A 22,788-nucleotide genomic window follows, 5' to 3' on the forward strand; every position below is an offset into this window, starting at 1 on the left:
AGGTGCCAAACCTCCCCGTCGATGTGGACTCTTGGGACTCGTAGTTTTTTTAAAATGGTGCCTCAACAAAAAAATTATATATTTATAAAAATCGTTTTGGACAGGTACGTTATTATTATAGTAGAAATTTTATCAAAGAAAATAATTTACAACAACTAGGTATCGTAACCTTTATTTCCATTTTATCTTAAAATAAAAAAAGCCACTATGTGTAGTGAACCCCTTAAAGTTAGATTTTCGGTCTAACTTTTGGGGTATAGTTCATCTTTAGTGGCTTTTGTTTATTAGTTTCTACATATTTCCGAGTTAAGAATACAATCGTGTCGTACTGGTTTTGTTGATGTCGTTCTTGAATTATAGTTAGTTCAACGTAATTGCAAATTCCGAATTCGGCTCGCCAGCAAATACAACCGTTCCGTTCTTCGGCAGTTTTACTTTGTTATTGTCGCTTACAACGGTAAAATTGATACATACTCCATTCTCATCATACACCGCGAACGAACTCTTCGATGGCAACGCCACGGTCATCGTTTTCTCTGCTGCCGCTTGTGGGATCGTAAACCATTTCGCATGCCCATTTGCTTGCAGCGTAACTTTGGATGATTGGCCTGCATCCAGCGGTTTTACGTTGGATTCGCTTACGTATAAAAATCCGGACATCTCTATATATTCATCGCCGCCTTCTGTATAGAAACGGGCTTCCGTCGTATCACGGCCACTAGCCACAGGTATTTGGAGCTGATGCATCGCCGTGTTAGGGCCTGTAATTTTTAAGCTTTCCCAATAGCCCTCCATGCCTTCCTTGCTATTAATTTGTTCGGCAAGCATCATTAAATATTGCATTGAACTAAATTTCTCACTCACAAGATAAAACTTGACGCCTTCTCGCTTTGCCCATGCGGCAGCGGTTTCCTTCGATAGCGCATTGTCTTCTAGTTTCTCGGCTACATATTGAGTAACCACTGCTTGCCCTAAACCTGGTATCGATGAATATGTGCTCTCCTTCAAATAAGTTCGTCCATTCTTCTCAGTGACGAAATTGAGTTTGGCGGTACCATTCTCATTAATAAAGCTTCCATTCGCAGTATATACATATTTTACTTGTGGATTAGATGGTAAGATTAGTTCTCCAGTCTTCGTAATTTCTATTTTGAATTGACCGAAACTATTGCCGTAAAAACCCGCTTTCTTCGCTACGTCTTGAGGCATTTTGGCTTTGATTGGCTTGCTAAAGGATTTGTTTGGCTTGATATCCTTAATTGCACCCTTCTCTTTAAGCGCAGCGAGCAGTAATTCATTCGCCATCAGTTGATTTAGAATGCTGCTACCACCGGATGACAACACTGCCACTGCCATCTTCTGTTCCGGAAGCACAACTAGTGAAGCATGTTGCAGTACCGTGTCGCCGCCTTTAGCCAAGCCTTTTATCCCATATTCACTAAATGGATATAGTTTCACACTATCCCAGCCAAGACCATAGTTGATAATATTATCTCCATCCCCCGGCCACATTCCTTTTTTATATTCCTCTTGCTCCATCGCCTTGACTGCATTTTCAGAGAGGATTCCTTTTCCCTGTCCCATAAATATTTGTGAGAATCGCACCAAATCTTCTGCTGTGGAAGAGATCCCTCCCGTACCAATCACATTCACTGATTCAGTAGGAAGCTGCCCTGGGTACATTGGAGAATAAAGTCCAGCACGCTTATCGTCTTCCCAATTGTCCTGCGGCGTTTTCGTATGATTTAGCTTTAAGGGTTTTGTAAACTGTTGATGTATGAATTCGGTAAAGCTCATACCGCTGACTCTTTCCACCATAATCTCGGCTAGCGTAAAGCCATCGTTGCAGTATACCGAGAACGCTCCAGGATCCGCCTTCAATTGCTGGTTGGACAATTGCTGCAACAAGTTATCATGGGCATAGGTATCATTATCTTTAAATAAAAATGAATTACTAAGCGTATTACCTTGCAAGCCGGAGGAGTGGTTCAACAGCATACGTGGCGAAATGCTTTTGTAACGCTCGTCTTTCATTTTGAAATCAGGAACATAGTGGACGACAGGAGCATCCAAATCGACTTTTCCTTCGTCGACCAATTTCATTACAGCCGCTGTTACATACATTTTACTGACTGAACCAATCCCGTATAGGGTATCTTTGGTCAGTGGCTGTTTCCCTTCCATATCGTTCTTGCCTGTCTGACCCGACAAAATAAGTTTACCATTATCAATTAGCGCATACTGCACGCTAGTCGTCTCATAGGTCTTCGTAAGTAGAGTAGCCTTCTCTGCCGCAATCTTTTTCAGTGCTTGACTAGCTACTTCTTGGCTAGCTACAACCGTATTCTGACTGCTAGAAGACGCCATCGCCCCTGTTGGTAGGCTCATCGTTAACGCTAATGTAGCGGCTAACACCAAAGATAGTTTATTTTTCATTAAAGAAATACCTCCTTGATTTCTAGATATACACTTCCTAAAACAATAATAAATGCACAATTTTTTGTTCACTTTAACACCTTGATCCCCCCTCAGTAAGAAATATTTCCCATAAATAGAATATCAAAGTTTTATTTTCTCGTAAATACAGTGATAGACTGATACCCTATCGAGCTTAAAACTTATGGTTGGATTATGAGAGTAAATTAAAAAGACCAGCTCGGCTAAATTTAGCTTTGCTGGTCATCTTCTATTGTGCAGCTACAATATTTGCAACTTGCGAAAGTTTAGCTGTTTTTATTTTATTAGTTCCTTCTTTGGATTGAGGAGTTCCTGTTTCTAAGGAACTTCCAAAAATAAAGTTATCTTAACAGGAAGAAATCTATCTAATTAATATCAGATGTTTTAAATTTGTAGACTTTCTAATAAGGAAATCCCTATCTTTTCATCATCATTTCTACCTAATCTATAATTGGCTAAAACAACGGAGGCAACTTTCTTTTCTTTATCAATCCCTAAAAATGAACTAAAGCATCCTGTTCCACCGCCATGTAACATTACATTATTGTTTTTCTTTAAAAGCCACCATCCAAGACCCATATCATACTTCTTTGTTCCATTTCCATGCTTTTTATGACAAAGAGACAAATATGGTTTATCTTCGTAAATATTTATTTTTGCATATTTAAGTAGATCCTCAGCAGTTGAACTTATTGCACCCGCAGGTGATATAAGATTTTCTTTGTTCCATTTCCAGTTGCCGCAATCATTATTTTTTCTGTCATAACCATGTAAATTATTATTGGATGTGCCTAAATAAGTATCGCTTAGTCCTAGCTCATTATGAAGAAAATCATTCATAGTGTCCCAAAATCCCCTGCCTGATACAGTCCCCAATCCATACCCAATAAGTGATATACCGAAATTTGAATATTTCCACGAATAATCCATTTCTTTCAATTTATTTTTTTCAATTAGTATTTTCATTTTGTTAAAACCCATATTTAACGGATTATTCTTATTCAAATTACCACCGCCAATGATCAAATCTAAAAATAGGCCAGAATATTCCCGTTTATTTAATGGCAGACTGGCTGAATATCCAGAAGAATGAGTAGCAAGACGGAGCAATGTAGGATAATATTCATCTTCCTTAAATTCTTCTATATATTTTTGTATTGAATCGTTTAGTGATAACTTGTTCTCGAATACATATTTTGATAGCAATGATACAGTAAAAGTCTTTGTAATCGATCCAATTTCATAATAAAATTTTTCTGATGGATCAAGTTCACCGTTTTCATTATAAACTTTTATAACTATATTATTGTCTGTTAAATAACCTACAGTTAATTTTAAATCTTTTTTTCCTTTACAGGTCTTTTTAATTAATCTTAACGTTTCATCACTAATTTCAAACATAAACAATCGCTCCTCTTTATCCTTCATTTTTTAAAAATATTGATATTATTTTCTTCAGGATAATTAGCCTATACGATTTATTTTTCACATTTTATTTCCCTTATTAATTGCTTGAATTCTTCGTCTCTCAAATTCCTTCATTATTCTCGATTGTAATTCATCGTTATCTTCATCCATTTTTAAGTTACCCTCTTCTTCAAATCCATCTTGTTCATCACCGTCAAAACTATATAGTTTCTTCAAAAGGCCCCACATTGTTTCCAATTCTTCAGTTGAGAATTTTTTAAAAAGATCTTCCAAAAAGAAGATTCCTTTTTCTGCAACAACAAGCAATACCTCTTTTCCATTTTTAGTGATTATTACATTAACCGCACGTTTATCTTTTTTACTAGGAACTACGTTAACGTAACCCCTATTTTCCATGATTGTAATCAACTGTTTCGTACTCTGTTTTGTAGTACCTAATTTTCTAGCAATATTATTCAAAGTCGTTTCATCTTCAGGTAAATGCGCTATTGCCACCATTGCCATATACTGTCTTGATGTTAAAAGTTCAAGAAACTTGTCACCTTTTACCTGAATTTTATTGGCAAGAGAAAATAAAGTAGCGTAAGTTTGCTGCATTAAAAATATTTCTTTGTAAATATCCATAGTTATCCTCCACTTAGACAGTTTACTGTCTAAATAAAGAGTATCACATAATCGATTTTAGTCAATATACTGTCTAATTATTTTGAAACAATGCTCCTTTAATTCAATAAGAAAACCTGAAGTGGATTATTGTGTGTTTGATGAAGTACAAAATTTTAAAAATGCTTAAACTAAGAGGTCCTATAACTAGGGGTTTGACATCGGAAGAGAATAAAAAAGGATAAAAAATTCACAGCAGATTTACCAGAAAAACTAGAACAAAAACAATATTGGAAAATGACAATCAAACAGGAACTCTTTATCAATCAATTTTAGAAGAAGTTAAAAAAGAAGTTAAAGAAGTCTAAAAAACTGACTAAACATAAACACAATCCTTATATGATGATAGGGAAACAAGCAATTATGCGGTCATCCAAGCCTTTATTTAAAGGAAGAAAAATTGAACAACTTTGCAGAACGTTCTAATAAAGTTGTGCTCGCTGAGGAATTAATTAGCTCCATTCTTGAGGTGAATGAAAGTGTTCTACATTTCACTCAATACGTTCAAGTCGGGAAAAGCTACAACAATATTTCTCAGAAACATTTATAAAGAAGTTTTATACTTGCACGGTGCAGCTTAAATCTTTTCCATGAGCTATAAAGAAAACTCTTTCCCTGAGTTATAGCTACACCCATGGATGCACTGTTTAACTAGAATATCTGTAGCCGATATCCAATTTCATCAAACACTTTTGCAATAAGCGTAACAAAACCTCTCTCCTGTCCAATAAGCACCCCTTAAACATTCTCGGCAATGATTATTTTAGGTTGAAGCTTCTCAGCAACATCAATAAAGTCAAAAATAAATCATCTAACCTTTGCTTTGCTTGACCCTAACTAAAATGGTGAGCATCCCCCAACTTTTCTTCCCTTTTACCTGCAGTAGAAAAAACACTACAAGGTGGCGAGCTATCTAAAATATCTAAATTAAATAGCTTACTTGGGGGTTCACTATAAAGATATCTCTTTAAATTGTTGTATTCCCATTAAAAATGGGTATCTAGGATTATGATTTTTCTTATATATGCGTCATTTCCGGATCAATTTCAACGTTGCCAATAACATCATCTCCAGCTAATTTGTAACCCATTGATGAGCCGCCACCGCATGAATAACAACTAAAAACTTTCCAACCAATCTTCTAGACTAGCGTCATTTATTTATGAGAAAGAAGCAGCTTGAATAAACAAAAATAGCCCAGGCGCTCATTATTAGTGAGTACCTGGGCTTTAAATTTATTTATGTAAAGCAAAATTAAACATGATAATATTCACGCATATCTCAATTTCTATGTTCCTCTCTAGTAATTGATCTTCTTTAAAATCTATAAGTTCTTTTTCTGCTATATTTATAATTTTAGACAAGCTCTCTGTTGTTATCTCATATTCCGTTAACAAACTATTCAATATTGACTTTACTCTATCTTTAGCATTAAAACCATCAAAGCCAAAATTCAACATTGTTAATTTATACTCAATCTCTTCAAATTTTTCATCTGTGATTGTAATTGAACCTATCATTAAATTGTCTATCTCATTTATGGGTATACCGAACATTTTAGAGAGATGTTGAAGCCCTAAATTAAATTTTTTAATTAAATCTTGAAATTGTTCTCTAAGGTAATCAGATTGAGTCGGTCCATTAGTGAGTAAAGATATTTCTACTTTTTTTCGATTTCCATCCATTATATTACACCCCTTACTTTATTTTGCTGAAAGTATTATTGTATTAATATAAATTGCGAGAAATACATATTATGGGAGCAAGAAATAGAAAAACTTTTCACACTTATTTTCACACTTCTATTATCTATTGGTTTTATGCAAACTAATAAAGCCAAAACTGAAGAACGTACAGAGGACTTTCAAACACAAACGTCAATTATGTAAGAGTAGTACCCCTTTACATCTTTATCACCCAAGTCTTGACGGATAAATGTAGCTGAAACAATATCGATGTCCTCAACTCCAGCGAATTCAGCCAGCTCCTCGCACCATAACGAATTTAACCGCGGCTGTTGGGAAATTTCACTTTATTGTTATTTGGAGGTATTTAAATGAACTCTTTTGCACTTATGGCTTTTTCTTTTGATTTTTTGTCATTTGCCTTTGCTGTCTCAGCTGATTCTAAAATCAAAAAGTTAGAAAAACATATCGAAGAACTTGAAAGAAACAAGTAATTATTTGAATACATAATGGGATTATAGAGCGATGTTTGAATCGCTCTATTTTCGATTAATACTACAACGGTATACCAAGTATAAAATGGCATTATATTTACATAAATACCTATATATGTTACCTTTGAATAAGTTCAACTATTTTCAAAAAATATACATAAAAAGGGTGCATCAGAGTGTCAAAATTTCCGATTTCTTTAGTGATTATCGGTAGTATTATTATACTTATTTCAATTTACTTTTTACAAGACCACCAATATTATCACTGGATAAAATGGACAGGTAGAATTTTGTTTTTGGGAGGATTTATATTAATCCAATTTGCTGATGAACCTAATAAAAGTGATGTTAAAACTAGGTAAATATTTTGAGGCAGGGACAAAACTAGTCAAAACCTAAAAAAGCGCGAGAAATCAATTTTAGAAACGTTGATTTTTCGCGCTTTTCTGATGTAAAATTTTTTGCTTTAAAAATATACTTATGTCCCAGCCTCAGCCTCTTTATCTTTGCCTAATGTTCTCGACTTCTTACACATTTTCTTTCTTATTGTACTTTAAAATAGTGTTAATTGCTCACTAGGTTCATCTGATAATCGACTCAATCTTATGGAGATAAGTCTATACTTTACCGTAAGAAACAATTCGAAGTCTTTTAGCTTACAGGAAAAAGTTTTTATCATCTGATGTCATTTTCTCAACCGCAAGAGGATTGTTCTATAGACGTATCTGAATTTTGCCATCTGAGCTCACCTCTCTTTTTGACGTAATAATCAAATCACAAATTTATTAACAAAAAACATATCCGAAGCCTCAACCACCGCATTATTTTATATCTGCTTTAAAAGCTATTTGGAAAAATAGTTACTCAGGTTAGGAAATAAGAAATAATTTCCCGGGTAAGCGCAAGAAATGACAAGTTTAGTCTTACATTCCAGCAACAAGCGACTGATTTTATCATTATTCTCCGCATTTCTGAAAATCCAGGCAGGGAATAAAACTCTGGTCTGTACATCATTCATCCAATTGCACACCTAATCTAGTAGATACTCAATTCCGAATGTACTTTCTAACTTCTTTGTAGCCCGACAGAAATCGCACTTATCTCGATGGTTCGGTAAATTAACATAGTTTTGCCCACCTATGTTTTATAATCCTGGTATCTGACTAGCCTAAATAGAAGGGCATAAACCAATTCTGAGCTGTAGTGTCTGACGACGTTGCGGCTTTTTCATATTCTTTAATGGTTCATTTGATTCAACAAAACTAATTTATAAACAAAGCAAACACTTAAAAATATTCCATATTTTTTAAAAAAATATTAAAACTTGCGGAAATTGTACGATACATTATAATTATATGAGTAAAAAGGTTCTTTAATCTCATTAACTAATAGTGAACAAAGAATCATTATACTTGAGCAATATGTCTCATTCAATTAGATTTATGGAGGAATAAAATTTATGAAGAAAAAATTAATCGGATTTTCAGTAGCAGGTGCGCTTCTATTAGGAAGTGCGGGTGTTTATGCTAGTTCTAACAGTCAAACACTCGAAGTTTTCTATAATATCAAAAATATAAAAATTAACCAAGTATCAAAGATGCCAGAAAATAAACCTTTTACATACAATGGTACTACTTATGTTCCTTTACGCTTCATTAGTGAGCAACTAGGAAATCCAGTGGAATGGGATAGCGCTAATCAAACAATAAATATAGGTAAAACGAGTGACAAATCTGCTTTTTACCCTGGAAGGGATTTAGAATATATGAACTTCCAAAACAGTGAAAATTATAGTAGTTTATATAGTTATTCATTTAACCAAAAAACAATTTCAGATAATATTGGAAATGATTATAGCAATTACATTACAATTTCAACTCATTCCTGGGATAATCAATGGTCATTGATTGAATTTCCTTTGAATGGTCAATACAACACTTTTAAAACTACGTTAGGATTGACTGAAGAAGGTAAAAATATAACAAAAGAATTAAAATTAGAAGTATTTCTTGACGAGAAATCAATTGAAACCTATACAATTTCTGCTGGCGATATGCCAAAGGATATTGAGTTGAAACTCAAAGGTGCCAATAAAATTGGCTTTAAATTAAGTAAAAAAGAATCTTCAAATATTAGTGCCCAGATCGGTTTATTTGAATCAAGATTTTACAAGTAAGAGTGATTGAGGGAGGCGAATAAACCTCCCTTTAATTTTTTTTGTACGCTTTAGCTCTTTCCATCATTTAAATAATCCCAAAATATTAGGAGGAATCTTTCGAACCTCCACTTAGCCCACCTACGCAAATTACAAATCTGCTCAAGCTCTTTCCCTATGCTCCGTTGCTCCCTGAAAACCTTGCAACCGCTGCATTTCTTAGTAGGGTCATAGGGCAGTACGTTTCGAGCACCCTTTAGACTTTAGAAAAGTTATTTGGTCCCGCTGATTGCTTAACCTTTTACAGTTCTACCAGAAGCGTGTATTTGCTATAAACTTACTCGTTCATTTTCTATATTAAATTCCTTTACCATTTGAAACGGTCGCGGATCTTAAGAAATGAAATTCATCCTACTAGCTACATTCCCACTTCCCTCTGTAACATCTGCAACCAATCGTTCTAACTCTCTTGATGTCCTAGCCTTTCATTCATTTCTATTATTTCTTATTCTTTTCTATCTTATAATAGGCTTTATTACTCTCATACCTAGTTCATATAAACTATCCAAAATAAGAGTCTAGGTATAATAACTTTATTTCCCTAAATATTATGAATATGGAATCAAATTTTATTAATTAATTATTCTAACTATTGATTAAATTCTGTATTCAATATATAGTTTTCTATGTTAGTAAAATATTACATAGAGGTGTTAAATGAAAGGTTTAGAACGTTTTAGTCAATTTGTTAGCAACACATTTGCAATTTGGGTGCTTCTTTTTGCAGCACTTGCCTTTTTTATTCCTAGCGGATTTTCTTGGATTGGGGCGTATATCACGACATTACTAGGTATTGTGATGTTTGGTATGGGATTAACCATAACAGTTGCGGACTTTAAAGAAGTCTTAACTAGACCGAAAGATGTGGCAGTTGGTGTAGTTGGTCAATTTCTAATCATGCCAACTTTAGCTTTTTTATTGGTGAAACTATTCAATCTTCAACCGGAAATTGCAATTGGTGTTATATTGGTAGGTTGCTGCCCAGGGGGTACATCTTCAAATGTCATGACATTCCTTTCCAAAGGAGATGTGGCATTATCGGTGACAGTTACATCTATCACAACTTTATTAGCTCCGATCATCACACCTGGACTTATTTATTTATTCGCTAGTGAGTACATTGATGTAGCACCTAGTGCACTTTTCATGTCGATCGTCAAAGTAATTATTATTCCGATTGCATTAGGCTTCATTGTACAAAAGCTCTTTAACAAGCAAGCCAAAGCAAGTGTGAAAGTGATGCCACTTGTTTCTGTAGTAGCCATCGTTGCTATTGTGGCTGCTGTTGTTGCGGGCAATCAACAAAAGATTGCTGAAACTGGTTTAATTATCTTCGCTGTTGTTGTTTTACATAATTGTTTAGGCTATTTAATCGGGTATTTATTTGGAAAGATCTTCGGTATGAACTTAGCAAAAAAGAAGGCTATTGCAATTGAAGTCGGAATGCAAAATTCGGGCCTAGGTGCATCTTTAGCCGTTGCACATTTCTCTCCGTTAGCCGCGGTACCAAGTGCGATTTTCAGTGTATGGCATAATATATCAGGTCCTATATTGGCAACCATTTTTAGTCGTATGAAAGATAAAGATAAGTAGATTCAACACATAGCATTTAAATGTTCAAAAACTCTGGAAGCCTTGGCTTTTCAGAGTTTTTTTAGTTTTACTCACTTAAAAAACTAATTATCTATGCATGCTTAAAACGAACGTTCTTGTAGGGAAAATTTGCTCATTTTTAAACTGTTCAATTGCCATAGGATAATCTTTATTCTTATCGACTGATATGCCACGAGGCTTAGAAACATAAATAGACCGCATTGCTTTCTTAAAGAAAACATTGCGGTCTATTTATCTCTTATTTTAAGGTTTTTGCACTAGAACCTCTTTTGCTAGCATCTCTTCTTCTCCTACCTCCCCCTCTTCTACTATTTCTCCTCTTGTATCGTTTTCAAACGTATCGTACATTTTTTCCTTAATGAATAGTGCAGGAATTAACCCCATAAATGCATAAGAAATACCTAACACAGCTAGTCCAAATCCAATTGATTGTGTAGTTGCGATAATTCCAATAAGGATAGGAGCTAAAGCTGCACCTATTCTTCCCGTATTGTAAGCCGCACCTACAGCGGTTCCTCTAATATGAGTTGGGAAGCTTTCACTTAAATAAGTAGCATTTACACCATACGGCGCTCCATATACGAAACCTAGAACCGTCATTAATATAATGATGTTTCCTGGTGATTGATAAAAATAGATGACTGGTAACATGACCGCTGTAGATAATCCTGCAATCATGAAAACCCCACGACGACCAATTACATTGGCAGCCCAACCAGCAAGGGCTTTACCAAGAATCGATGCTGTATATGTTCCAATTAAATATCCTGTCATTTCTTTGAAATTAAAGCCTAATTCTTTCACAATATACGTTGGCAGCCAAGTACCTACCCCGTAATATCCGAATTGCAATAGGGAAGAAGTTACTATCCATAATAGAAAGATTGTTAAAACTTTCTTATCCCTAAACAACCGAAGCCACTCATTTGATTTCTTAGCTTTAGAAGTTTTAGCTTGTTTTTTAGCCAATCTCCAGCCAGTAGGCTCAGGTACTTTTACACGAATATAGATGGCCACAACAACCGGGATGATTGAAATTAAGAATAATGGTCTCCAACCATAATCAGGAAGAATCGCGCCCGCTAATAAAACTGCGACTAAATATCCTAATGAATAGGAAGAACCTAATACCCCCATAATAGTTGCTCTATGTTTAATCTTTACATATTCAGCCATTACCATTGTGGCTAATGAATATTCAGCTCCCATACCAATTGCTGCTATGAAACGAACAATAATAAATTGTTCATATGTCTGTACAAAAGCTAAAAGAGCGGTTCCAACTGAGAATAATATCATCATATACGTCATCATTTTAACGCGGCCAAAGCGGTCAGATAACCAACCTCCTAAGATTCCACCAAGTGCCATCCCTAATAGAGAGAATGTACTGATCCAACCAGCAGCCTTAGTATCTAAGATGAACTCATCAATTAGGCTCGGCATCACCAATGACAACATTTGGATATCCATACCATCGACTGTTAAACCTATAAAACTAGCTATAAATACAATTTTCCATAGATTTGAGTTCTTTTCCATAACATATCTCCCTCCGCATTCCTAGGTTGTTTTGAAAGAAGTATCTACATGCAAAACGAGGAAACAGTATAGAATGTTTTGGTAAGAAAAGTTTAATAGTATGTTTTCTAGTATAAGAATATCAAGTAGAGGTAATTTACATAGAGGTGGAGGATTCTTATGAAGTTTGTTCATCTCCTACTTGTTTAACCGCGAATTATATTTTTTAATTTATTTTGAAACTAACGATTCCAAAACAATTTATACGGCCTTCATTACCTTCTTTTAAATGATTATACATTTTATTGAATAGTTTTCAAATAATTGTAAACATTATTTTTGAAACGGATAGTAACCACTTTAATGCTATATGAATAAGGGTTTTAGATTAGAGGAATTGTTAATGAAATATGTACACATTAGTCATAAAGATAATTGCTTGGACTTCTGTATACAATTAAAGGGCTCTCAGACGAATCGAGACGGAGAAATTACCCGTCAACTGGATTTTAAAAACGTCTGAGAGCCCTTCTATTAAGCCCACTATATTTGATCATGCAGATTATGATTGTACCGGAGCGTCAATGTAACTAAATTTCTCAATTAATATGCGTCTTGTTTAATCAGTTTTATGCGTAGGTAGGTCGGTCGTAGGTCTGTGTCCTAGTAATTAATTGTTTTATTGAATACCTATGGAGAGAATCCCTATGTGAACCCCACTGCCCTTTTTTGAAGTAATTGCAAAATAGAAAAAAGTTACTCATTATTATTCAAATGAGTAACTTCACTTTGTTGAAAAAAGATATGTATAGAAACGTAACCCTTCGTTTTCTCCTTCTATGTGTAATAATAACAATCCTGATTTAGAAGAGCATACATATTCTGAGCTGTGGCATACAGCTTCATAATACGATCACTTACAGCATTGATTTTCAACTACTTCTCATCATTTCATTCAAATAAAGAGAGGATTGCTATAACCCATATACCTATCACAAGTATTAAAAACCACCAGCCCGTAAACTTAACGTACTTTTTTAAAAATGGTTTCTTAGTGATTTTTTCTGAAAAGGAACTCATCTTTAAAAAATCTTCAGGAAACTTTAACAACATGTAAGAAAAACTGCCAAAAATTAACGTAACCAATATTGCCATAATAAACATTTCCAAAGTACCTACTCCTAAACTTTAAGTTTAAAAACGTCACTTAATAATTATATTATTTAGACACTAGATTGCCTATCAAAAAAATTCCAGAGCTTGTCCTAATAAAATCACGTTCTAGAATCGGAATGTACAGTTTGTATTTTGGAAAACTAAAATCCTCCTTGTTGTATTTCTTCACGTTCTTGCTATTTTCATATAAAGCGTATATATTATCGCAATTTTCATCAAAACAATTCTGTTACTTTGTATAGGACGAACAGTCAAAAGAAACTCCAATAAATTCGTATGATTCGGACATAAGGAGCAAATGCTGTAGTTATGTTCTAAAATCCAAAGTAGTGAATTACGAAAGAAATGCTTCTTATCTGGTACTTCTTTAAATGGCATTATTGCCTCAGAACAACTACATCACCTTCTATAGGAGGAAAAAATGAGTATAAAATTACGGCTTAAAATAATGATTTTTCTTCAATTTTTTATTTGGGGGTCTTGGCTCGTTACATTTGGTTCTTATATGATTAATACGTTGCATTTTACTGGCGCGCAAGTGGGAATCGTGTATAGTTCTAACGGTCTTGCAGCTATTATTATGCCAAGTCTTATAGGTATTATTGCCGATCGTTGGGTAAAAGCCAATGTTTTATACGGAATATTGCATTTCCTCGGTGCGATTACCCTATTTATAGCGGCTCAAATTTCAGATCCTACCATGATGTTTTGGGTAATGTTCTTTAACTCAATCGTATATATGCCAACACTTGCATTATCGAATACGATTTCTTATTTTAGTCTGGAGAACAAAGGGTTTGATATTGTAAAGGACTTCCCCCCTATTCGTGTCTATGGGACAATTGGTTTTATTCTTGCGATGTGGATTATTAGTCTTGCCAAAATTGAATTAAGTAATATTCAGTTATTTATTGCTAGCGGCTCTTCGGTGGTACTTGCACTATACACAATTTCTCTTCCGGCATGCCCAACTTCCAATGAAATAAAGGACAAGTCATGGGTAAGCCTTTTGGGACTTGATGCTTTTGTTCTTTTTAAAGATAAAAAAATGGCTTTGTTTTTAATTTTTTCAATGCTATTAGGCGTTGCGCTTCAAATTACCAATACATTCGGTGATCCATTTTTACACGACTTCGCATTGAACCCTGATTATAAAAATAGCTTCGCTGTTAAATATCCAGCTATTTTATTATCAGTGTCACAAATTTCAGAGGTATTCTTCATTCTCACCATTCCATTTTTTTTAAGTAAGTATGGCATTAAAAAAGTAATACTCATCAGTATGGTGGGATGGACATTACGTTTTGTTTTCTTTGGGTATGGAAGCCCAATTGGTGGAGGATTTTTACTATTATTGTTATCAATGATCGTTTACGGTTGTGCCTTTGATTTCTTTAATATTTCGGGAGCCATTTTTGTAGAAAAAGAAGTCGACCATCGAATTCGCGGCAGTGCTCAAGGATTATTTAGTACGATGGTCAATGGAATAGGCGCCTATTTAGGGGCTGTCATTAGTGGAAAAGTAGTTGATTATTTTACAGTTGACGGCGTGCGAAATTGGCAAAATATTTGGTTGTTCTTTGGCGCCTATACGCTCGTTTTGGCCATCATTTTTGCCATCATTTTTAAATATAATCATGACAGCAATGCATTGAAAAATGGATAATCTTGCCCTGTAAAAGAAAGAGCCTTGCCGTTTTGGTTAAGGCTATTTTACTGGATTAAATGGTTGAACGCTTTCTCCACTCTTTAAGCGAAATCATTTTTAAATCTTCATCAACAAAATTAAGAGGTTGTTTCCCCCAAAAAAATGAATAGACACTCAGTATACTTTTCTATTATCATAAAGTATAAACACTACTTTTTGTAGATAAAAGACACACATAAGAGAATATACTGAACTTAGAAACAAAGGAGGCTAATTTAAATGGGGAGAGTCCAACAACTTGCACCAAATTTTTATTGTATTGATACACATGATTTAAATCGGGAACAGCGTACAAGCTCTTATTTGCTGATTGATGAAAAAATTGCCTTAATCGAGACTTCTGCCAGTCCGTCTATGCCATATATAATAGAAGGTTTAAATGAATTACATATTACACTAGAGGATATTCAATATGTAATTGTTACGCATATCCATTTAGACCATGCTGGAGGTGCAGGGTTATTTTTACAAAGCTGCCCAAATGCCACATTCGTTGTGCATCCACGAGGTGTATCTCATATGGTGGATCCTAGTCGTCTAATTGCAAGTGCAAAGAGTGTTTATGGAGCAGAATTCGATCGTCTATTTGATCCAATTGTCCCTATTGATGCTGAACGCATTATAGAAATTGGCCATGAGGAAGTCCTATCTTTAGGTCAACATCAGCTAACGTTTTATCATACAGAAGGTCATGCAAAACATCATGTATCCATACATTATTCTGCTACGAATGGATTGTTTGTTGGAGATACTACTGGTGTACGTTATCCAGAAATGGAGAGTGAATCAATCGATTTAATTATTCCCTCCACTTCACCGAATCAGTATGACCCACATACGATGGAGCAATCTATCCAGCTTTATGAAAAGTTAAAGGCTACTGAATTGTATTTCGGTCATTTCGGTGCATATAAAAATCCAACTGAAGCTTACAGACAAGTGCGCTACTGGACACCATTATTTCTAGCTGAAGGGAAAAAGGCGTTATTGGTATCTAGTGATTTTAAAGAACAAGTACAATTTTTAGATACCCGCTTAAAGGCTCTTTTGTACAACTATTTACAGGAAAATGGCATCGCAGAAAATCATCCGGTTTATCAAACAATCCCATTCGATACTATTGTTTCGTCAATGGGGATTCTGGATTACTTAGAGAAAAAGAATTCCCAAAATTAAAGCAAACTTAACTGGTGAGGAGTAATCCTCTCTGTTTCTTTTATGTTCTTTTTTCTTCAACGGTTACGATATGTTTGATTTCAGCAGGCAAGCAAGTGAGTTCTGATTTAAAGAACTCTGGGAATAGAAAGGCAAAGAGGGCGTAGTAATTTGGCCCTCTCTTACAGTCTTGTATATGACCCAAGACAGATTGAAAATCCTGCTCCTCCCTATCAATAAGGGATTACTGATAAAACAAATTTAACCAATTACTCGAATTGTTGATTTTGCGGAATTTGTGCATTAGGACATCGTTTTTTTAACTCTAAAATAAACTCCATTTTGTCTTTTGGTAAAATTTTTATACTCCCATGAGCTGCTGTTTCGTAAAATATTTCCAGTCCCTTATCAGATGATGAAATTTGATAACCAGTATACTTATCTGTCGTTGGAGAAACCCTTGTTATACTTTGATACGGAATCTTACTTTTGAATGGACCACCTTTAACTAAAAGATAATTTTCACAGAAAACAAACTTGATAGAATTTGCGTACCACCAAATAAAAACTAGTGAAACAATAAAGGCCGTTGACATAATAATAACCGTTAATAAAGATGTGATGATCGGAAGAAGTGATATAGCGCCAAATATCCAAACCAATAAAAACATCATTATTGCTAAATTAATATCTGTTTTTGCATGATAAACCATAAGAGTTATCCCACCATTCTTATTAATTTTCTCTAAAATTCAGTTACTATTATTAGAATCAATAGGCAATGGTTTCGCAAGTATAAGAACATTCTTTTAAGTGCTTTTAAATAATGGTGTTTTGATAAAAATCGAACTTTAATAATAACTTTTAGCCGATTTTGAAATAGAAAGCAAACGTCCAAGCAGTAATCGCCGACCCTAGAATAAGGGCATGGAGAATCATATGCTCCAGGTTGGGACGCGGATTATTTTTTATACGAGGAAGTATGGTAATGGTGTTCGAAAAAATCCTTTCGTATACTTGCTGCCATTTCTCGTTATTCGGCATTTTATAAACCATCACACCTGTCAAATAAGGAATCCACCAGCTAAAAATTGCCCCAATCAAAACAAGGGTCCATACAAATCCACTAATGCCGATCCATACGGACTCGCGGGTTAAAGAAAGCAAGATAGGGATCATCATAATTATGCCGTTCACCAACGCCTCATTGCGGCGCTCTTTGGCTGAGTAATGACGTACTCCGTTAAAAGGATAAAAATCAAACCATGTTGTAAGTTGATGATAAAGCAACGTTGCAACCTGCAATAGCAATAAATAAAAAAAAATGGTTGTTCCTCCTGTCATTGTTATTCATACTTTTGTTTGAATCCATTGATCAATGCAGTAAGACCTACTTCGAACCATTGATTATAGTATTCCGGTGGCGCCGTGGGACGTTCAGGCCAATTACCTACCTCCGCAAGTGCATGACCAATAACAAAGACGGCGATCGACTGGATGATGAAAAGAACTTCTTCCGGACTTGCCTTTGTCTTTTCCATTGCAGCAATTAATGGGACAGCCAATTTAGCGCCCGTCTCTTCAGAAACGGAGTGAATGGCCACTAATGGAACCACCCCCGGATGCGCTTTCAATATGTTTCTGAAATTAGTTGCAAAAGCCTGGAACGTCTGCGTCCATGGCAGCACAGTTGCTTCGTCAACAACAGCTTTTATGCTCACATCATCGATAATCTGTTGTATAAGTGCTTCTTTATTTGGTACATGATGATAAAGGGATGCCGCTTCTACATTCAATGTAGTGCCAAGACGACGCATAGATAATCCTGCAGCACCATACGAATCCAAAATATCCAACGTAGCCTGAATAATACGCTTGTTACTTAAAGGTTCTTTTTGTAATTTTGACAAAATTCATCTCTCCCCTCCTTAATCTAACACTGTTAGTTTAACGTCGTTAGATTGGAAATACAATTACATCAAAAGCCCATTTTTTCCACAATAACCAGGAACAGTCAGAATGGAGTTCTGTCGTAAAAGTAAATTGTATCGCTTTTTTTAATACTGTTTGTTATTTTTTCTCCAACACCCGAAACACTGAAGCCGATGCTTTTTTGTTTAATCTATGCCCCCCATTCTCTTCTTTACTACACTTAGGAAGCACATCATTGCTCTTTTAAACGCTTTAAAGCTGATTGAAAATCCTGACTTTCCCCTACTTGACGGAAATTTTTAAATGGGTTGCTCACTTTTTTCATTCGCTCCAGTACAGCGGGAATTGTAAATTGATCAGGTGTTAAATGCTCATTAACCTCCTCCCAGTATAATGGTGTTGCCACCAAGCCCTTCTCATTACCACGAGTGGAATATGGTGCAATAATCGTCTTGCCTTCTGCATGCTGCACATAATCTAAATATAATTTTTGATGTCTATTCTTCTTTAAACGCTCGATTGTATACAATTCTGGTTTTTGCTCACATAAAAAACGACAGACAAATTCAGTAAATACTCGCACCTCTTCATAAGTAAAGGCATTTTCAGGTAATGGTATATATAGCTGTAATCCTTTGCCTCCCGATGTTTTCACAAAAGATTGGAGCTTAAAATAATCAATAATTCCCTTTAAATCTAGTGCCCCAGTAACGGCAAGCGAAAATTGATCGACAGAAGGAGGATCTAGATCAAAGACAATTTCAGTAGGATGTTCTGATTGTAAAGTTTGAAATGGAATATGCAGCTCAAGTGCAAGCTGATTGCCTAGCCACAATAATGTTTCAAGATTGTTGCATACAAGATAATGAATATCGTCCATCCATCCTGTTGAAGCAAATTCAGGTATTTTCTCAGGACTACTTTTTTGATAAAAGCTTTCACCCGGAACCCCATGAGGAAATCGAATTAAGGTAAGCGGTCGATTTCGCAAAAAAGGAAGTAAATATGGAGAAATCATTTGCAAATAGTGCAAATAACCATCCTTCGTAATACCGATTTCAGGCCAAACAGGCTTATCAGGATGCGTAATCTGAACAGTATCTGGAATCGGAAAAAGTTGACGTTGCATATGCTGCCAATGACAATCCTCTGGCAACATTTCCAGTCGAAATGCATGAAAACGCGGTTCTCGACATTTGCTGCCATCGAAATCAATACATGCTATATCAACACAAACGGATGGCTCCAACTCCCATGTTTCATTATTCCTCTGCCCATTTGCTTGAAAAAAAGCAGTAAGTATTTTTCGCTCTTCCTCTGACATTCCATGTTTAAAACTAACAACTTCAACTAGCTTCTCCAGTTGATAAATACTGCCATGAAAATAACCATTGCCATGATCATATTTCGTGACTATGACCGTTACATATCTCCAATTCTTTATTTTCAACCAATGTGTCGAGCGTGTATCACCGACCCATTTACTTGTTTTCTTCTTCGCTATCATGCCCTCTCCGTTGTAAACCTTAATAGCCTGCCAAAGAGACTCACTATGCTCCAAACTGCTAATCGCTTGTAAAGGACATTGATCTTCATAATTGACAGACACCGGGAGCTTTAAAGTCGTAAAAAGCTTTGAAAGTTGCTGTTTGCGTGTTTTTAAATACTTACTTGTCAAGGATTCCCCTTTATAGGTTAGTAAATCAAAAGCAATATAATGACAAGGAAAAGCTTTTGCGTGCGTAGCAATAACTTCTTTGTTTTGCATCCTCCCTCTTTGTTGGACAAGCGAAAAATCACTGTTAAAGTTATTCTTTAAACAAACTAATTCACCATCAAATGTAAGTGGTAAATACTTTTTAACTTTATTAAATATACTCTTACAAAAATCGAGTATCTCTGGAAACAAGTGATTTAAGTTATTGCCATTTCTACTTATTAACATTGGCTGTTCGTCCCATACTAACATACATCTAAATCCATCATATTTTGTTTCGTACATCCATTCCTCACCAATAGGCGTTTCAAGCACTTCCGTTAAAAGCATTGGTTTCATAAGAATACCTACTTTTCTTTTTACCTTCAGTTTTTGACGATTTCACTTTAAGATACATAAAAATAAGCAAAATATATCATAGTAAGAAAAACGAGGTGATACAAATGCATACAGTTTGGAAAGGCAGTATCTCATTTGGTCTTGTCAATATACCGGTAAAACTTCATGCCGCTACTGAAAATAAAGACATTAAATTACGTCAGCTCCATAAAGAATGTCATACCCCTATTAGCTATAAAAAGGTTTGTGAAGGCTGCGACCAAGAAGTAAAAGATGAAGATATTGTGAAGGCGTATGAATATGCCAAAAATAAGTTTGTCGTATTAGATCAAGAAGAATTAGAGAGCTTACGTAAGGAAAATGAAGATAAGGCCGTTGAAATCATTGATTTTGTAAAATTAACTGAAATCGATCCTATTTATTTTGAACGCACTTATTTTTTATCCCCTGATTCGACTGGCGGAAAGGCTTATTCCCTATTACGTCAAACATTAGAGCAATCCGGAAAAATAGGCGTTGCTAAAATTATTATCCGTTCAAAAGAGCAATTAGCGATCGTCCGTGTTTATCAAAACGCTTTAGTGATGGAAACGATTCATTTCCCTGATGAAGTAAGAAGTGTTGGAGATGTTCCAAATGTTCCAAGCGAACAAAATATTGTTCCAAAAGAGCTTGAAACCGCACTGATGCTCGTCGATCAATTAACAACAGAATTTAATCCCGAAAAATATACGGACGATTATCGCAATTCATTAATGGAGCTTATTGAGGAGAAAAAAGCTACGAATACAATTTCAGCTAACGATAAACGCCCAGTCCCTGATAATGTCACGGACTTAATGACAGCTCTTCAAGCCTCCTTAGAGAAAACGAAAAAACCTGCAACAAGAAAACGAGCAACGAAAACGAAGAAAAATGCTTAAAATACACATATAAGAAGCGTATCCTTTATTTATTGGATATGCTTTTTTTAAGAATCTCCCTTTTACTTGTTACGACCAATAGCTTGTCTTTATATTTTCCATATTTGTGATAAAAATTAGGTTTGCTAATCTCCTCAAAATAACGATTCCATTTAAACATTTTAATGAATATCGCAAAAGTTGGTTTGTAATTCGACTTTTCCAAACCTAGTTTTTGTAAAATAAATCGTTTTGTTATTCGATAGACTCGTATGAAATAATGTGTATCTAAGAAAATAATTAAATCAGCATCCGAAAAGCTTTGTGCTACCCAGTCCTCATTATGAACGCCCTCAATAATCCAAGCTTTCGTCAGAATAATATCATTCAAATAATCCACTTTTTGTTGATCGGTCCTTCTAATATCCCCAGAATTTTGTCTGATCCAAACAACATTATCTAATTCATAATAAGGAATATTTAATTTCTCGGATAATTCTTTCGCTAAAGTTGTTTTCCCACTCCCAACAGAGCCAATGATATGTATTTTGCACGGAAGTTTCTTGTTCAAACGAACACTCCTATTCTTTATAGTTTGTTAATTATGTTGCTCATCACCAATATTTAATGATGATAATTTGTTAAAAAAGTCATTATATACGTTGATTGGAGTGGAAGCTGGGCGCCTCCTTGGGGATTAGCGTCACAGATGAGACCTTGGAGCGCAGCGAAGCGGCTCATCGGACGCCCCAGGAAGCTCTGCTCTGCGCGAAAGCGAAGCGTCAGCGGCAAAGCGACCAGCCGGAACGGAAATCAACCCACATTTATACTATTAGTCTAATTTGTAAGAATATTATATTTATTGTACAATATTCTTACAAATTAAGATGAAGTTGAAGGAGCTAAATTGTATGTATCAAAATGAATTCCGTGGAAATTTAGAGAAATATAAAAACCCTATTGAATATGATAAACTTCATGAAAATTACAACGTGGATTTACATTATATTGAGAATCTTCTTAGTAAGAAAAGCGATACGATAATTGAATTAGCTTGTGGGACAGGTCGATTAGCTATTCCCCTTGCCAAGCAAGGATTTGAGATTTATGCAGTTGATATTCACGAAGGGATGATTCAGCAGGCCATTGAAAAAGCGGAAAAGGAGAATGTTGATGTACATTTTACTTTGCAAGACTGCACGCAGCTTCATTTACCAATCACATCAAATTTTATTTATATGACAGGTAATTCATTTCAACATTTTTTAAGTAATGAAAGTCAAAATGCTTTATTCCAATCCGTTAAAAAGCACTTACATCCAGGTGGAGAATTCGTATTCGATACGAGAAATGCTCTTCTAAGCGAACTGGCTATCGTGGATGAATACGAAGAAAGTTCAGTCAATAGCAAAGGTGAAAAATTAACTGTTCAACATCGGGAAGAATATGACCCTATCACACAAATCTTAACTTGCCGTTCTATAAATAAGCTAGAACATGCTACTTTCGAAGATTCAATTCGACTTCGCTATACATATCCAATGGAAATGAAGAGGCTATTAGAACAAAATGGGTTCGACTTGTTACACCTATATGGATCATGGAATAGAAGTGAATTTACAAAAGATAGTATATCTATGATTGTACATGCTCAATTGAAAAAATAAAAACCTATTTTACAAACACCAGTTCCCCTTTTCTGTTATAATGAAGAAAAAACTAGGAGCTCAATAGATGATAAACATTCGTGAACGTATGGAGCATTACCGTATAACAGGTTTG

General features: G+C 35.1%; 19 protein-coding genes and 1 pseudogene. 8 read left to right on the plus strand and 12 right to left on the minus strand.

Going from position 1 to position 22,788, the window contains the following annotated elements; translation table 11 throughout:
• Window positions 1-360: 360 nt before the first annotated feature.
• From ACFCYJ_RS25885 to ACFCYJ_RS25900, 4 genes are all read right to left on the minus strand, one after another.
• Window positions 361-2,436, minus strand: a complete 2,076-nt coding sequence (locus tag ACFCYJ_RS25885; RefSeq protein ID WP_376078653.1) for a serine hydrolase domain-containing protein — start codon at window positions 2,434-2,436, stop codon at window positions 361-363.
• 405 nt (window positions 2,437-2,841) lie between these two features.
• Window positions 2,842-3,858, minus strand: coding sequence for a serine hydrolase domain-containing protein (locus ACFCYJ_RS25890; protein ID WP_376078655.1), 1,017 nt, complete (start codon window positions 3,856-3,858; stop codon window positions 2,842-2,844).
• 84 nt (window positions 3,859-3,942) lie between these two features.
• A complete protein-coding gene (locus tag ACFCYJ_RS25895) occupies window positions 3,943-4,509 on the minus strand; it encodes a MarR family winged helix-turn-helix transcriptional regulator (protein ID WP_376078657.1) in 567 nt (188 codons plus the stop codon).
• A 1,274-nt stretch (window positions 4,510-5,783) separates the two neighbouring features.
• Window positions 5,784-6,233 (minus strand): HTH domain-containing protein, encoded by a 450-nt coding sequence (locus tag ACFCYJ_RS25900; RefSeq protein WP_376078659.1) that lies wholly within the window; start codon window positions 6,231-6,233, stop codon window positions 5,784-5,786.
• 371 nt (window positions 6,234-6,604) lie between these two features.
• Between ACFCYJ_RS25900 and ACFCYJ_RS25905 the strand changes: the two genes are divergently transcribed.
• The 3 genes from ACFCYJ_RS25905 (at window position 6,605) to ACFCYJ_RS25915 (ending at window position 10,535) form a co-directional block, all read left to right on the plus strand.
• Window positions 6,605-6,727: a hypothetical protein gene (locus ACFCYJ_RS25905; protein WP_376078661.1), complete on the plus strand. Its 123-nt coding sequence runs from the start codon at window positions 6,605-6,607 to the stop codon at window positions 6,725-6,727.
• 1,459 nt (window positions 6,728-8,186) lie between these two features.
• Window positions 8,187-8,903, plus strand: a complete 717-nt coding sequence (locus tag ACFCYJ_RS25910; protein WP_376078662.1) for a copper amine oxidase N-terminal domain-containing protein — start codon at window positions 8,187-8,189, stop codon at window positions 8,901-8,903.
• A gap of 696 nt (window positions 8,904-9,599) precedes the next feature.
• Window positions 9,600-10,535 (plus strand): bile acid:sodium symporter family protein, encoded by a 936-nt coding sequence (locus tag ACFCYJ_RS25915; RefSeq protein ID WP_376078664.1) that lies wholly within the window; start codon window positions 9,600-9,602, stop codon window positions 10,533-10,535.
• A 120-nt stretch (window positions 10,536-10,655) separates the two neighbouring features.
• On the opposite strand, the pseudogene ACFCYJ_RS25920 reads toward ACFCYJ_RS25915, so the two are convergent.
• From ACFCYJ_RS25920 to ACFCYJ_RS25930, 3 genes and pseudogenes are all read right to left on the minus strand, one after another.
• Window positions 10,656-10,772: pseudogene (locus ACFCYJ_RS25920) on the minus strand (IS6 family transposase); the annotation flags it as partial.
• Window positions 10,773-10,799: 27 nt separating this feature from the next.
• Window positions 10,800-12,098, minus strand: coding sequence for an MFS transporter (locus tag ACFCYJ_RS25925; protein ID WP_376078666.1), 1,299 nt, complete (start codon window positions 12,096-12,098; stop codon window positions 10,800-10,802).
• 930 nt (window positions 12,099-13,028) lie between these two features.
• Window positions 13,029-13,241 carry a hypothetical protein gene (locus tag ACFCYJ_RS25930; RefSeq protein ID WP_376078684.1) on the minus strand — a complete coding sequence of 71 codons (213 nt, stop codon included), beginning with the start codon at window positions 13,239-13,241 and terminating at the stop codon, window positions 13,029-13,031.
• A gap of 433 nt (window positions 13,242-13,674) precedes the next feature.
• Here ACFCYJ_RS25930 and ACFCYJ_RS25935 point away from each other — a divergent pair, with 433 nt between their 5' ends.
• The gene (locus tag ACFCYJ_RS25935; RefSeq protein WP_376078668.1) at window positions 13,675-14,919 is read left to right on the plus strand and encodes a nucleoside permease; all 1,245 of its coding nucleotides are present in this window, start codon (window positions 13,675-13,677) and stop codon (window positions 14,917-14,919) included.
• 261 nt (window positions 14,920-15,180) lie between these two features.
• Window positions 15,181-16,137, plus strand: coding sequence for an MBL fold metallo-hydrolase (locus ACFCYJ_RS25940; RefSeq protein ID WP_376078670.1), 957 nt, complete (start codon window positions 15,181-15,183; stop codon window positions 16,135-16,137).
• A gap of 248 nt (window positions 16,138-16,385) precedes the next feature.
• Here ACFCYJ_RS25940 and ACFCYJ_RS25945 read toward each other — a convergent pair whose 3' ends face one another.
• The 4 genes from ACFCYJ_RS25945 to ACFCYJ_RS25960 all read right to left on the minus strand — a co-directional run bounded on the left by ACFCYJ_RS25945 (window position 16,386) and on the right by ACFCYJ_RS25960 (window position 20,104).
• On the minus strand, window positions 16,386-16,829 hold the full coding sequence (locus ACFCYJ_RS25945; protein WP_376078672.1) for a PH domain-containing protein: 444 nt from the start codon (window positions 16,827-16,829) through the stop codon (window positions 16,386-16,388).
• 151 nt (window positions 16,830-16,980) lie between these two features.
• Window positions 16,981-17,460 carry a hypothetical protein gene (locus ACFCYJ_RS25950; protein WP_376078673.1) on the minus strand — a complete coding sequence of 160 codons (480 nt, stop codon included), beginning with the start codon at window positions 17,458-17,460 and terminating at the stop codon, window positions 16,981-16,983.
• 2 nt (window positions 17,461-17,462) lie between these two features.
• Complete coding sequence (locus tag ACFCYJ_RS25955; protein WP_376078674.1) at window positions 17,463-18,026, minus strand: TetR/AcrR family transcriptional regulator; 564 nt, start codon at window positions 18,024-18,026, stop codon at window positions 17,463-17,465.
• Between the two features lie 254 nt (window positions 18,027-18,280).
• A complete protein-coding gene (locus ACFCYJ_RS25960) occupies window positions 18,281-20,104 on the minus strand; it encodes a DNA ligase D (RefSeq protein WP_376078675.1) in 1,824 nt (607 codons plus the stop codon).
• Between the two features lie 104 nt (window positions 20,105-20,208).
• Here ACFCYJ_RS25960 and ku point away from each other — a divergent pair, with 104 nt between their 5' ends.
• Window positions 20,209-21,027 carry a non-homologous end joining protein Ku gene (gene ku / locus ACFCYJ_RS25965; RefSeq protein ID WP_376078677.1) on the plus strand — a complete coding sequence of 273 codons (819 nt, stop codon included), beginning with the start codon at window positions 20,209-20,211 and terminating at the stop codon, window positions 21,025-21,027.
• 25 nt (window positions 21,028-21,052) lie between these two features.
• Here ku and ACFCYJ_RS25970 read toward each other — a convergent pair whose 3' ends face one another.
• Entirely contained in the window at window positions 21,053-21,577 is a 525-nt protein-coding gene (locus tag ACFCYJ_RS25970; protein ID WP_376078679.1) for an AAA family ATPase, read from the minus strand.
• A 119-nt stretch (window positions 21,578-21,696) separates the two neighbouring features.
• On the opposite strand from ACFCYJ_RS25970, the gene ACFCYJ_RS25975 reads away from it, so the two are divergent.
• Window positions 21,697-21,897, plus strand: a complete 201-nt coding sequence (locus tag ACFCYJ_RS25975) for a hypothetical protein (RefSeq protein ID WP_376078681.1) — start codon at window positions 21,697-21,699, stop codon at window positions 21,895-21,897.
• A 20-nt stretch (window positions 21,898-21,917) separates the two neighbouring features.
• Entirely contained in the window at window positions 21,918-22,673 is a 756-nt protein-coding gene (locus tag ACFCYJ_RS25980) for a class I SAM-dependent methyltransferase (RefSeq protein ID WP_376078682.1), read from the plus strand.
• The last annotated feature ends 115 nt before the right edge of the window (window positions 22,674-22,788 follow it).

It is taken from the genome of Lysinibacillus sp. NPDC056232 (genome assembly GCF_042267565.1).
In the GTDB taxonomy this organism is placed as follows: Bacteria; Bacillota; Bacilli; order Bacillales_A; family Planococcaceae; genus Lysinibacillus.

Bases quoted from the DNA above. Each gene is read 5' to 3' on its own strand.
- ACFCYJ_RS25885 (WP_376078653.1), bottom strand. From the start codon at position 2,436: ATGAAAAATAAACTATCTTTGGTGTTAGCCGCTACATTAGCGTTAACG.
- ACFCYJ_RS25890 (WP_376078655.1), bottom strand. From the start codon at position 3,858: ATGTTTGAAATTAGTGATGAAACGTTAAGATTAATTAAAAAGACCTGT.
- ACFCYJ_RS25895 (WP_376078657.1), bottom strand. From the start codon at position 4,509: ATGGATATTTACAAAGAAATATTTTTAATGCAGCAAACTTACGCTACT.
- ACFCYJ_RS25900 (WP_376078659.1), bottom strand. From the start codon at position 6,233: ATGGATGGAAATCGAAAAAAAGTAGAAATATCTTTACTCACTAATGGA.
- ACFCYJ_RS25905 (WP_376078661.1), top strand. From the start codon at position 6,605: ATGAACTCTTTTGCACTTATGGCTTTTTCTTTTGATTTTTTGTCATTT.
- ACFCYJ_RS25910 (WP_376078662.1), top strand. From the start codon at position 8,187: ATGAAGAAAAAATTAATCGGATTTTCAGTAGCAGGTGCGCTTCTATTA.
- ACFCYJ_RS25915 (WP_376078664.1), top strand. From the start codon at position 9,600: ATGAAAGGTTTAGAACGTTTTAGTCAATTTGTTAGCAACACATTTGCA.
- ACFCYJ_RS25925 (WP_376078666.1), bottom strand. From the start codon at position 12,098: ATGGAAAAGAACTCAAATCTATGGAAAATTGTATTTATAGCTAGTTTT.
- ACFCYJ_RS25930 (WP_376078684.1), bottom strand. From the start codon at position 13,241: ATGTTTATTATGGCAATATTGGTTACGTTAATTTTTGGCAGTTTTTCT.
- ACFCYJ_RS25935 (WP_376078668.1), top strand. From the start codon at position 13,675: ATGAGTATAAAATTACGGCTTAAAATAATGATTTTTCTTCAATTTTTT.
- ACFCYJ_RS25940 (WP_376078670.1), top strand. From the start codon at position 15,181: ATGGGGAGAGTCCAACAACTTGCACCAAATTTTTATTGTATTGATACA.
- ACFCYJ_RS25945 (WP_376078672.1), bottom strand. From the start codon at position 16,829: ATGGTTTATCATGCAAAAACAGATATTAATTTAGCAATAATGATGTTT.
- ACFCYJ_RS25950 (WP_376078673.1), bottom strand. From the start codon at position 17,460: ATGACAGGAGGAACAACCATTTTTTTTTATTTATTGCTATTGCAGGTT.
- ACFCYJ_RS25960 (WP_376078675.1), bottom strand. From the start codon at position 20,104: ATGAAACCAATGCTTTTAACGGAAGTGCTTGAAACGCCTATTGGTGAG.
- ku (WP_376078677.1), top strand. From the start codon at position 20,209: ATGCATACAGTTTGGAAAGGCAGTATCTCATTTGGTCTTGTCAATATA.
- ACFCYJ_RS25980 (WP_376078682.1), top strand. From the start codon at position 21,918: ATGTATCAAAATGAATTCCGTGGAAATTTAGAGAAATATAAAAACCCT.